We start from the raw sequence: 11,142 nt of genomic DNA on the forward strand, positions 1-11,142 counted from the left end.
ACCTGCCGATACTCAGCGTAGCGGCGTCCGCAGCCGTTGCAGCTTGACCGCGAGCCCGTCGAGCACGATTCCCAGCCCGAACTCGAACAAGTCGTCCAGTTGGAAGTCGAACTCGAACCCGTCCGGCTCGGTCAGCGCGCGGAACCCGGCGAGATCCTGCTCGACGATCAGCTCCGCCAGCCGCCCGGCCTGCTGGTCCGCCCACTCGTCGGCGGTCAGCCCGGTGTCCTGCTCGGCGTGCGCCTCGCTCTCCAGGTTGAGCGCGACACCACGGACGTACCCGAAGACGGTGATCGCCGCGTACATCGAGGTGTTCGCGTCCACGCCGAAGCCGCCGACAGCCCGCAGTACGGCGTCGGTATGCGGCAGCAGATTGGGCAACACCTGCGGCCGCCCGATACTCACCGCACTCGCCAACCACAAATGCTTCTTGTACGCCGCCCACTGCGCCCGAGCCGCCGCCTCGATCACCGCCCGCCAACCAGCCGGCTCCTGCCGAGGCATCGGAAACTCCCCGATAGCCACATCAACCATCTGCAGCACCAATGCCTCCTTCCCGCCCACATACCGATAAAGCGCCATCGTCGAAACCCCAAGCTCAGTCGCCATCCGTCGCATCGACAAAGCCCCCAGCCCTTCCCGATCGGCAATCCAAACCGCAGTCCGCACCACCTCCTCCTTGCTCAACAACCCGGGCGCGGGGTGAAGAACACCGCTGGAGCCGGAGCCGGCGGCACGGCCGGTGGAGCTGGGGGCGAGGCCTCGCCTCCCGGCAGTTCCGGAGCCGGGCTGGCGGGGAGCTGGGCCGACGACGGTGCCGACGCCTGGGAGCGGGTGCACCAGGCCCTCCTGTTGGAGGGCGGTGAGGGCTTTGGTGGCTGTGGCCATGGCTACGCCGTAGTCGCGTACTAGTGCACGGGTGGAGGGGATTCGGTCGCCGGGCTTGAGGTCGCCGGCTGCGATCAGGCGGCGGATGTCCGCTGCGATCTCCTGGTACGGCGCTGGCATGAGGGCCTCCGAACTAGTGCACCCGGGCACGGGATGGCGGATGGTGTGACGCTGTCTCGTGTACACCGTACGTGCACTACCCCGACGGAAGGAACCACCATGAAGATCCTCATCTCCGGCGCAGGGATCGCCGGGCCCGCGTTGGCCTACTGGCTGCAGAAGGCGGGCTTTCAGCCGACGGTTGTCGAGCTGGCGCCGGCGCCGCGGCCGGGCGGGCAGACGGTCGATATCCGCGGTACAGCCCGGGAGGTGGTTGAGCGGATGGGGCTGATGCAGGTCATCAAGGAGCGGCGGATGCATGAGCGTGGGATGGCGTATGTCCGCGCCGACGGTCGCCAAACCGCCGCGCTGCCGGCGGAGATTCTCGACGGTGGCGGACCGGTTGCCGAGATCGAGATTCTGCGCGGGGACCTGTCGGAGATCCTGCTTGGCGCGACCAGCCAGAAAATCGAGTACCTCTACGGCGACTCGATCACCAAGCTCAGTCAGGACGACGACGGCGTTCAGGTGACGTTCCAGAGTGGCACCGAGCGCCGGTTCGATCTGGTCGTCGGCGCCGACGGGGTGCACTCGCGGACCCGGGCGCTTGCCTTCGGCAACGAAACGGAGTTCGTCGAGCACCTCGGCGGGTACGGCTCGTTCTTCACCGTCAAGACGCCCGAACCCCTCGACGGCTGGTTCAAGATCCACTCCGCCCCCGGCGGCCGGTGGGTCGCGCTGCGGCCGGACCACGACCCGCAGTACGCGAAGGCGCTGCTCAGCTTCCGCTCACCGCTGCTCCCCCGTCTGAAGCAGGCTGAGCAGAAAGCCTTGCTGGCAAAGACTTTCCAGGGAATCGGCTGGCACGCGCCGCACATCCTCGACGCGCTGCCCGCCGCCGACGACTTCTACTTCGACACGACGAGCCGCGTCGTCGTACCGGAGTGGTCGCGCGGCCGGATCGTCCTGCTCGGAGACGCCGGCTACTGCGGCTCCCCGCTGGCCGGCCACGGTACTGCGCTGTCGCTCGTCGGCGCCTACGTCCTGGCCGGCGAGCTGATCGAGTACGACGGCGACCACGCCCGCGCCTTCCCGGCGTACCAGCGGGAGATGCAGCCGTACGTCGATCAGCGCACCGAACTGCCACCCGGCGGAGTCAAAATGGCGATGCCCCTTACTGCCACCGGCATCCGGCTGCGCGACGCCTCGACCCGGCTGATGACGTCGCGCCCGTTCCGCCCGCTGCTCGCGAAGCTGGCCGGCCAGCCCGACGCCATCACCCTCAAGCCCTATCCCGCGATCACTCAGGCCAAGACGACCCGAGGATGACGTCGACGAAGTTGGTGCGCTCGAAACCGGGCACGAACCGGTCGAGCACATCCGCCTTCACGTTGCCGAACGTCGTCGCCGGCCGATGCTTGATCCCGTCGTTGAACGCCTGCAGGATCCGGTTCTTGAAGTCCGGCCGCGGGTGCGCCGCCACGATCGCGGCGCGCTCGTCGGCCGAGATCCGGTCCAGGCCCATCCCGAGCACGTCCGCCTCGACACCGGCCGTGACGAGGGCGATCTCGGGCGCCATGTGTGCGGGGACCTCCGGTGTGGTGTGCAGCGCGATGGCCGTCCAGACCAGCTGCGTCTCTTCGTCACCGAGCCCGTGCCGGCGCAGGAAGTCGGCGGCCGCGTCGGCCCCGTCGATCTCGAACCGCTGCTGCGACTCGCGGTACCGCTCGGTCAGCCCGAGATCGTGGAACATCGCGCCGACGTACAACAGCTCCGGGTCGTACTTCAGCTCCTTGCCGTTCAGCGAACCGAACAGGAACACCCGCCGGGAGTGGTCGTAGACCAGGTCGTCGGTCACGTCGCGGACCAGCTCGGTCGCCTCCTGGGCGAGCCGGCTGTCCGGGATCTCGATGCCTGCAATGCTGGACATTCGTCCTCCTCGTGGATTGGTGTCCAGCCTCGCGCGCGCGACGCGCGGGCGGTCGGGGCGATCCGGACGGGTATCCCTCGCATCCGGACACCTGACCGAGCGGCGCCGACGGCCGGCACCGCATACTCGGGGAGTGCCTGATGTGCTGGTGGTCGTCTACGACGGGGTCCGGCTGCTCGACGTCACCGGGCCGCTCGAGGTCTTCGCGGTCGCCAACGAGCAGGGCGGCGAGTACCGCTCCCGCCTGGCCTCACCCGACGGGCGGGACGTGGTCGCCAACACCGGCACCCGACTCGGGGTCGACCTGAGCCTGTCGTCGGCGGATGCGCGGGGCGCGACTCTCGTAGTACCGGGTGGTCCCAATTGGCTGCACACCATCAGCGATGCGGCCCTGCTCGACCAGATCCGGCGGCTCTCGGGGCAATCAGCCCGTACTGCGTCAGTCTGCGCCGGAGCCTTCGCCCTGGCCGCGGCCGGATTGCTCGACGGGCGCCGGGCGACGACGCATTGGGAACTCGCGGACCAGCTCGCGCGGCGGTTCCCGTTGATCGAGGTGGACAGCGACGCGATCTTCGTCGAGGACGGGCCGGTGATCACCTCGGCCGGGGTGACGTCGGGGATCGATCTCGCGCTCGCCCTGGTCGAGAAGGATCTCGGCGCGGAGACGGCGCGGCTGGTCGCCAAGCAGATGGTCGTGTTCCTGCAGCGGCCGGGTGGGCAGTCGCAGTTCAGTGTGCGGCTGAGCGCTGGGCAGGCGCGGCATGAGCTGGTGCGGAAGGTGCTCGACGCGATCACCTCGGATCCGGCGGGTGATCACAGTCTCGAAGTACTGGCGTCGCGGGCCGGGGTGAGCGGTCGGCATCTGACCAGGCTGTTTCATGACGAGGTCGGTACCACGCCCGCGCGGTTCGTCGAGAAGGTCCGGGTGGAGGCTGCCCAGCTCTTGCTGGAGGCAACGACGGACCCACTCGACGTGATCGCTCGCCAGGTCGGGCTGGGGTCTCCCGAGACGCTCCGGCGCGCCTTCACCCGGGTGCTCAACACCACGCCGGGTCGGCATCGGGCGCGCTTCAGCGGCGTACCGAAGAACAGGTAGTGCACCGCGAGACGCTGTACACGTCGACCAGGCTCACGCTCAGGTGCTTCACTCCGGGCGACGGACGTCCTGTTGTTCGGGGCGGTTAGTCGAGCGGGGAGAACCAGTCGGGGTTGCGGCCCAGGAGGGAGAGGAGGGTGGGCAGGTCGTTGGCGTCGCCGGGGGTTTTGAGGCTGCGTTCGAAGGCTGCGCCGGGGCCTCGGGTCGCCTCGGTGTCGGGGATTCTCCGGGCCAGGGTGAGGGCCATCTCGACCATGTCCTGGGGTGGGTCGTAGGGGGCGTCGATGGCGCGGGCCAGGTCCCAGGCGTGGACTACGCAGTCCAGTTGGCGGAAGGTGAGGGCGACCCGGCGGGGGAAGGTGCCGAACTCGCGGACCTCCATCGGCTGGTCGAGCGCGCCGCCATCGGCGAAGGCTTCGGCGACGCGGACGTTGGAGCGCCGGTAGGCACCGGCTGGGTTGTCGCCGAGTCGCCCGCCGGTCCAGGTCTGGACCGGGGCCGAGCCGTCGCGCGCTGCCGCGGCGAAGCCTTCGTTCTCGCTGACGATGTGCCGGAGCAGGCCGCGGACCGTCCAGTCGGGGCAGGGAGTGGGGAACCACAGGTGCTCTGGTCGCACCTGCATGACTACTTCGCCGAGTACTGCGCCGGCTCGCCGATCCAGATCCCGGATGTCCATCCGCGTTCCTCCACGTCGTCGCCCTGCCCTCGCTGAGCATAGGCCGGTCGGCTCGCCCTCGCCCGCTTTCCGGCGTGGATCCGGGCCCGTGCACGGGATAACCCGCAGCCGGTAGCCTGACCGCATGCCCGGGACGCTCTACATCACAGGTGACAAGGCCGCCGACGGTCTGCTCAACAAGGACGGCACCGCTCTGTTGATCGGCATGCTGCTGGATCAGCAGGTGCCGATGGAGTGGGCGTTCGGCGGTCCGGCCAAGCTGAAGGAACGGCTCGGCCACCTGGACGCGAAGAAGATCGCCGCGATGGACGTGGACGAGTTCGTCGCGATCTGTTCGGAGAAGCCGTCGATCCACCGCTTCCCGGGCTCGATGGGCAAGCGGATCCACCAGGTCTGCGTGGTGCTCGCCGATGAGTACGGCGGCAAGGCGGCGAACATCTGGAAGGGCGTCGACACCGGCGCCGAGCTGTACCGGCGACTGCACGCGCTGCCCGGCTACGGCGAGGAGAAGGCGAAGATCTTCGTCGCGATCCTGGCCAAGACCCAAGGGGTCGCCCCCGACGGCTGGCGCGAGGCGGCCGGCATGTTCGGCGACGACGTACCCCGCTCGGTCGCCGACATCGACGGCCCGGAGTCGCTGGCCAAGGTCCGCGAGTGGAAGAAGGCGGCCAAGGCGGCGAAGCGCGACAAGCAAGACAACGCAGTCGGCTGACCGATGGCCGCTTCCCGCGACTCCGCCCAGGTTGACGGGGTACGGCTGGCGGAGGCACTCGACCGCGGGCCGTTCAGCCTCGCGTTGCGGTTGGCGGTGCGGGAGAGCGGGCTCAGTCTCGAGCGGCTGCAGTTCAAACTGCGGGAGCGCGGTACGCCGGTGAGCAAGACCGCGTTGAGCTATTGGCAGCACGGGCACAACCAGCCGGAGCGGGCCGAGTCGTTGCGGGCGCTTGCCGTGATCGAGGAGATTCTCGGGCTGGACGCCGGGGCGTTGGCGGCGTTGCTCGGGCCGCCCCGGCCGCGGGGGCGTTGGCTGGTACAGAAGCCGGGAGCGTTGCGGCCGGATCAGGCGTGGGCGCGGCCGGACGGGCTGGCGCGAGCACTGGAGCGGATGGGGAGCAGTCTCGACGCCTTCCACCAGTTCGCCCAGCTCGGGCTGCATCTTCAGTTGAGCGTGGACGCCGAGCGGCGGCTCGAGTCGATCACCTACCACCTGGTCGCCCGCGCAGACGTCGACGGGCTCGACCGCAAGATCGTCGCCGTCCGCAGCGATGCCGGTACTACCGAACCGCTGGACATCACGAGCACCCGCGGCTGCCGGGTCGGCCGCCAGCGACAGGACGCGCCGACGGGCTTCACGACCTTCGAGCTGCTCCTCGACCGGCCGCTGCGAGTGGGCGAGCTCGCAGTACTGCACTACAAGGTCCGTACCGACCTCCCGGACACTCTGCACAACCAGCGCGTCCAGCAGTCGATGCGCGACTTCTCGATGCAGGTTGCGTTCGCCCCGTCGGTACTACCGGCCCGGGTCTGCCGCAGCTACCGTTCCTCGGTCAGCGACAGCGGCAGCATCACCGACCTCTCCGTCGGCGCCAGCCACACCGCTGCCTTCGCCGTCATCGACCCGGCGCCCGGCATCCACAGCCTCGCCTGGGACTGGTTCTAGTACCGCGGCCGCCAGTGCAGTGGTGATCGGTACTGCGGCCACGATGCCCAGCCCGCCGACCAGTGCCCGTACCACCTCGACCGCCACCCGCTCGGTCGACAGCACGTAGCTCTCCGGCACCCCACTGATGCTGAACAGCATGAGCATCGGCAGCGCGGCGCCGGCGTACGCGAGTACCAGCGTGTTGACCACGGCGGCGACATGCGCCCGCCCGACTCGCAGCCCGGCGCCGAACAGCTCCCGCCGTGATGCTGTCGGCTTGGCGGCAGCCAGCTCCCAGACGACAGCGGTCTGCGTGATCGCGACATCGTCCAGCACGCCCAGCGCACCGATCACCAGACCCGCGATCAGCAGCCCTTTCAGATCGACGCCGGGGACGTACGACGCGACCTCCGATGCCCCGTCCGAGCTGAGCCCGCTGATCCGCGCTAGCCGGAGGAACACCTCGCCCAGTACCGCCGTCAGCATCAGCGCGCCGATGGTCCCGAGCAGTGCGACCGACGTGTGCACGCTGATCCCGTGGGTCAGGTACAGGGCGAGCACCATGATCGCCGTACCGCCGACAACCGCCACCAGCAAAGGATCCGAGCCCGACAGGATCGCCGGCAGCACGAACTGCGTCAGCACGACGGCTGTCACCGCTAGCGCAACTAGCGCCGCTACCCCACGCCAGCGGGACAACGCGATCACCGCCACCGCGAAGAGTCCGGCCAGCAGCAGGAGCGGGCGGCTCCGGTCCTGGTCGACGTACAGGTAGCGGTCTGCGGGGTCGGCCTGCTCCACGACGCCGAGCAGAATCCGTTGGCCGGTCTCGACCCGCGGTACGAGCGGATGCTTGACCGCTCGCGCTGTCACGACGGTCCCTTTGCCGACTCCGTCGGTCACCTTCACCGTCGCCCGGTCGCACTCGTCGGGCGCCAGCGGACACGGGATGACGGCCGTGACCACGCCCTTGGCCTTGGCGCTCTGCAGGGCATCGATCTTGAGATCGCCGCTTGGTCGCAGCACCACCAACAGCACGATCGTCAGGCCGAGCAACGGCAGTAGAAGGCCCAACACCAGCAGGCGCGTGTGCCTGGCTACCCGCCCAGCGGGACCGTGATGGTGGCCCACTACCAAGCCGCCGGAGACGAACCCGCGACGAGTTTGCGCGGCTGCCCACTGCCATCGGCCGATACTACGAAAACGCCCGACTCCCCGCTATCTTGCTTGCCGTAGGCAACTTCTCCGTCGACCCAGGCCGGCTGGTCGTCGACGTGACTCGTCTCGGCCAATGCTGTGTCCTTTTGGGTGGCCAGTGTGAGCACATGCAGCCGCCACGTCTTGCCGTCGCGGAACTTGTAGGCGATCCGGGTGCCGTCCGGGGACAGCGACGGGCACTCGACGTTCTCGCGTATCGCTGTCAGCGTCCGGTTCTGGAGGTTGCCTCGCATCAGCCAGGTCTTCCCCCTGGACGCCATCGTCGCGTAGAAGGTGACGTCGTCGGATGCGAACGTCACTCCCCAGTAGTTGACGTCGGTCGAGCTGTACACCCGCCCGTCGACGGACGCGGTGAAGTCTTCGAGCGAGCCGTAGTGCGTCCCGGTCTTGAGGTCATAAATCCCCGCCGTCGTCGAGAACGCCCCAGCCATCATGTAGCTGTCCCCCGACCGAAACACCGTCCACGCCGCCAGCCTCCCCGACGGCGAAACCCTTACCCTGCTCGGATTCCCCCACAGCTGAAGGGTCTTGACCACTTTGCCGCCTGTGTTGATCAGATCGATCTCCGACGCCATCGGCACCGCAGTCGCCCGCAGACAAGCCATAGTCCCCCCACCCACATAAACCCGCTGACAAACCGGCCCAACCCCGACCGCAGCCGGGGCCGAGGCTCGCGCTGGGGCGCCGGCCCGGCCCGCGCCGCCCCCGCCGGAGACGGCGCCGACGCCGCCTTCGGCTTCGGCGAGGGCGATCTGGCGGACTCGGTTCGTGCCCGGCTCGACGTACAGGAGGGTGCCTGGGCGATCTAGCTGGATGCCGGTCTGGGCGGATGCTTGCTGGGTCGTCGCGACGCGCCAGCCGAGGTAGCCGATGCCGGCGGCAACGAAGACGGCTATTGCCAAGGCTCCGGCGATGATTCTGCTGCGACCCATCGCGGCCGTCATGGCGTGTCCACCGCGGCAGCGGGCGTCGACTCGCGGCAGAGCCAAGCGCCGGCTGCGATCGCCGCCGCCAGCGCGACCGCGAAGAGCGCGAAGGTCAGCGTCGGCTGGACCGCGGCTGCCAGCGCGCCGAACGCCAGGGCACCAGCCGCTCGAGCCAACGCCTGCGCGGTCTGGATCGTCGCCATTCCGGTAGCACGCAACGACGTGGGGATGAGCGGGCCGGCGTACGCCATCAGGACGCCGTCGCTGGCTGCGTAGAAGAGTCCGTGGAGGAGCAGGATCGCGGCTGCTACCAGCCGGCCTTGGGTATTGGTGGCGATCAGGAGGTAGGCGGCCAGCAGCAGACCGTGGCCGAGGAGGAAGAGCTTCCAGCGACCGATGCGGTCGGCCAGGCGGCCGAACGGGATGGCGGCGAGCATGAAGGTCAGTGCGGTGCCGAGGGGTAGGAGCGGGAGGATGGCGGGTGGCAGGCCGGCTGTGCGTTGGACGGAGAAGTACAGGAACATGTCGCCGACGGTCACCAGGCCGAGCAATCCCGCCGCGATGATCAGGCGGCGAAGTTCTGGTGCGGTTGCCGCGGCCAGGCCGGCCCGGATGCTCACCGCTGCTTTGGTGACGATGGTGCGGGGTTGCGTGACGAAGAAGACGAGGATCAGGACGCCGATCGCGGCCAGACAGAAACTGGTGCTGAAGACGACGTCGTACCCACCCGGGATCGCGGCGATGATCGCGAACCCGAGCAACGGACCGAGCAGGGCGCCCGCCGTATCGAGCGCCCGATGCACGCCGAACGCGCGTCCGAGGTCTTCAACGGGCGTGGAGAGCGAGATGAGGGCGTCGCGAGGTGCGGTACGGATGCCTTTGCCTGCGCGATCGACGGCGATCACGGAGCTCAGCCCAGACAGTGATCCACCGACAGCAGGCAACCCGAGCTTCGTCAACGCCGACAGGCCGTACCCCGCAACAGCAACAGCCTTCGGCCGTCCAAGCCGGTCAGCCACATGCCCGCCGGCCAACCGCAGCAACGCGGTCGCGCCGGTGTAGAGCGCATCCAGTGCACCCAGTTGCAGGAAGCCGAGTCCGAGCCCGTACATGAGATAGAGCGGCAGAATCGCCGTCACCATCTCGGCGGAGGCGTCGGTCACCAGGCTCACCAAGCCGAGCGCAACCACAGTTCCCGACACCCGGCGTACAGGCGAACTTGTTTTGGGGGTCGCAACCCGGGCGGTGTCTGCCGCCCGGGTGCTGGAGAGGTACATCATTTAGCGTGGCAGGTGCCTTGGACCGAGTCTGTGAAGGTTCGGCCGGCGACGGGGACGAAGGCGGCTGTGTAGCCGGTGGCGGTGAGGGTCAGTTTGCCTACACCGAAGGTGTTGTAGTCCTTCTTCTCGATCGTGGCCTTGGTGGTGCCGCCCGCGCCGTAGAGGGCGCGGCCGCCGGTGCCGATCAGGAGTTCCCGGACGCCGTTCGCCGCGTCCAGGGTGCCGTCCGGCTTCGAGGGGGCGAAGCGGATGTAGTTGTGGTCGTGGCCGCTGATCACCAGGTCGGCGTGGTAGTCGTAGAGCGCCTGGAAGAAGGGCTGCACCGACGTGTTGTCGCTGTAGTTGCCCGCAGCGAACCGCGAGTGATGCCAGTACGCCGCGGTGCAGGGCTTGGTGCTGGCGGCGAGATCCGCGCGCAGCCACTGGACCTGGGTGCTCGTGGAGGTCTTGGCGATGTTCGAGTTCAGCGCGACGAAGTGCCAGTCGCCGACGTCGTAGCTGTAGTAGCCCTTGGTCCGGTCGCCGGCCCGGCCGGTCGCCTGACCGACGCCGTTGAAGTAGTCGAAGTACCCCTTGGCGTTGGCCGTCACGTACTCGTGGTTGCCCGGCGTCGGGAACGTCTTGCTCTTGAAGACACCCCACTGCGGGTTGTAGTTGTTGTTGTACTCCGAAAGCGTCCCGCTCTCATAAGCGTTGTCGCCGGCCGTGATCACCGCCGTCGGATTCATCGCCTCCACCAGCGGGCGGGTCTGGTTGCACGCCGACCCGCAGATGTCACCGGCCGCCGCGACCGTCACAGTCGCCAGGATCCCCGCCTGGTAGGCGTCGACCCGGTAGCTGCTGGCCGACGACGCGAAGGTCGGCTTGACCGTCACGCAGTTACCCTGCAAAGCCCTGGTGTAGAAGGCTTTCCCGGCCCAATTGGTTGCCTTGAGCGTGTAACTTCCACCGGCCGAGCCGGTCACGGTGACCGTGTCCTTGCCGGCCAGCGTCAGCTCCCTGAAGCGAACCCGGACCCACCGAGAGTCCGTGCTCGCACACACCTGCTGACTCGTTCGAGCCTTGCTCAAGGCTGAGACTGCCACTGTCTTCGCGCCGGTCTCGGCGAGCTGGAGCTGCTCACCCGCGACGATCGTGTCCTGTTGCTGGGTGACATCCTGCTGCGGTTGCAGCGTGGCGGCGACCGGTCGCGGATCGCCGTACGAGCTGTTGGTGACGACGATGGTCAGGGCGCCGACGAGCAGTCCTCCGGTGACGAGGGCCGCGATCGCGGTACGGCGGGACGGTCTGTTCAACATGATTCCACCTCGGGCGGTAGGGGGTGAACAGCAAAGTAGCGGGCTGAACACAATCAGCAACCACCCCGGAAAGCTCTACCCGATGTTCA

General features: G+C 68.4%; 10 protein-coding genes. 3 read left to right on the forward strand and 7 right to left on the reverse strand.

The features are described 5' to 3' along the window. Positions 1-12: 12 nt before the first annotated feature. Positions 13-1,008, reverse strand: a complete 996-nt coding sequence (locus tag AB0M15_RS01025; RefSeq protein ID WP_363812619.1) for a GntR family transcriptional regulator — start codon at positions 1,006-1,008, stop codon at positions 13-15. 99 nt (positions 1,009-1,107) lie between these two features. On the opposite strand from AB0M15_RS01025, the gene AB0M15_RS01030 reads away from it, so the two are divergent. Next, a complete protein-coding gene (locus AB0M15_RS01030; protein ID WP_363812621.1) occupies positions 1,108-2,316 on the forward strand; it encodes an FAD-dependent monooxygenase in 1,209 nt (402 codons plus the stop codon). Here AB0M15_RS01030 and AB0M15_RS01035 read toward each other — a convergent pair. Beyond that, on the reverse strand, positions 2,288-2,917 hold the full coding sequence (locus AB0M15_RS01035) for an HD domain-containing protein (protein ID WP_363812623.1): 630 nt from the start codon (positions 2,915-2,917) through the stop codon (positions 2,288-2,290). The genes AB0M15_RS01030 and AB0M15_RS01035 overlap by 29 nt on opposite strands. 133 nt (positions 2,918-3,050) lie before the next feature. Here AB0M15_RS01035 and AB0M15_RS01040 point away from each other — a divergent pair, with 133 nt between their 5' ends. Continuing rightward, a complete protein-coding gene (locus tag AB0M15_RS01040; protein WP_363812625.1) occupies positions 3,051-4,013 on the forward strand; it encodes a DJ-1/PfpI family protein in 963 nt (320 codons plus the stop codon). 85 nt (positions 4,014-4,098) lie between these two features. On the opposite strand, the gene AB0M15_RS01045 is transcribed toward AB0M15_RS01040, so the two are convergent. Continuing rightward, positions 4,099-4,689: a TIGR03086 family metal-binding protein gene (locus AB0M15_RS01045; RefSeq protein ID WP_363812626.1), complete on the reverse strand. Its 591-nt coding sequence runs from the start codon at positions 4,687-4,689 to the stop codon at positions 4,099-4,101. A 124-nt stretch (positions 4,690-4,813) separates the two neighbouring features. On the opposite strand from AB0M15_RS01045, the gene AB0M15_RS01050 reads away from it, so the two are divergent. Next, positions 4,814-5,401, forward strand: a complete 588-nt coding sequence (locus AB0M15_RS01050; RefSeq protein WP_363812628.1) for an HhH-GPD-type base excision DNA repair protein — start codon at positions 4,814-4,816, stop codon at positions 5,399-5,401. Positions 5,402-6,199: 798 nt separating this feature from the next. On the opposite strand, the gene AB0M15_RS01055 is transcribed toward AB0M15_RS01050, so the two are convergent. The 4 genes from AB0M15_RS01055 to AB0M15_RS01070 form a co-directional block, all read right to left on the reverse strand. Further along, entirely contained in the window at positions 6,200-7,408 is a 1,209-nt protein-coding gene (locus AB0M15_RS01055) for a YibE/F family protein (protein ID WP_363812629.1), read from the reverse strand. Positions 7,409-7,461: 53 nt separating this feature from the next. Further along, the gene (locus tag AB0M15_RS01060; protein WP_363812631.1) at positions 7,462-8,493 is read right to left on the reverse strand and encodes a hypothetical protein; all 1,032 of its coding nucleotides are present in this window, start codon (positions 8,491-8,493) and stop codon (positions 7,462-7,464) included. Further along, the gene (locus AB0M15_RS01065; protein WP_363812633.1) at positions 8,490-9,647 is read right to left on the reverse strand and encodes an MFS transporter; all 1,158 of its coding nucleotides are present in this window, start codon (positions 9,645-9,647) and stop codon (positions 8,490-8,492) included. Before AB0M15_RS01065 ends, AB0M15_RS01060 begins: the two co-directional genes overlap by 4 nt. 104 nt (positions 9,648-9,751) lie before the next feature. Continuing rightward, entirely contained in the window at positions 9,752-11,053 is a 1,302-nt protein-coding gene (locus AB0M15_RS01070; RefSeq protein WP_363812635.1) for a metallophosphoesterase, read from the reverse strand. Between the last annotated feature and the right edge of the window lie 89 nt (positions 11,054-11,142).

This window comes from Kribbella sp. NPDC051718, assembly GCF_040681515.1.
GTDB lineage: Bacteria > Actinomycetota > Actinomycetes > Propionibacteriales > Kribbellaceae > Kribbella.

Excerpts from the sequence above, each read along its gene's own strand:
- AB0M15_RS01025 (WP_363812619.1), bottom strand. The coding sequence starts at position 1,008 with ATGCCAGCGCCGTACCAGGAGATCGCAGCGGACATCCGCCGCCTGATC.
- AB0M15_RS01030 (WP_363812621.1), top strand. The coding sequence starts at position 1,108 with ATGAAGATCCTCATCTCCGGCGCAGGGATCGCCGGGCCCGCGTTGGCC.
- AB0M15_RS01035 (WP_363812623.1), bottom strand. The coding sequence starts at position 2,917 with ATGTCCAGCATTGCAGGCATCGAGATCCCGGACAGCCGGCTCGCCCAG.
- AB0M15_RS01045 (WP_363812626.1), bottom strand. The coding sequence starts at position 4,689 with ATGGACATCCGGGATCTGGATCGGCGAGCCGGCGCAGTACTCGGCGAA.
- AB0M15_RS01050 (WP_363812628.1), top strand. The coding sequence starts at position 4,814 with ATGCCCGGGACGCTCTACATCACAGGTGACAAGGCCGCCGACGGTCTG.
- AB0M15_RS01060 (WP_363812631.1), bottom strand. The coding sequence starts at position 8,493 with ATGACGGCCGCGATGGGTCGCAGCAGAATCATCGCCGGAGCCTTGGCA.
- AB0M15_RS01070 (WP_363812635.1), bottom strand. The coding sequence starts at position 11,053 with ATGTTGAACAGACCGTCCCGCCGTACCGCGATCGCGGCCCTCGTCACC.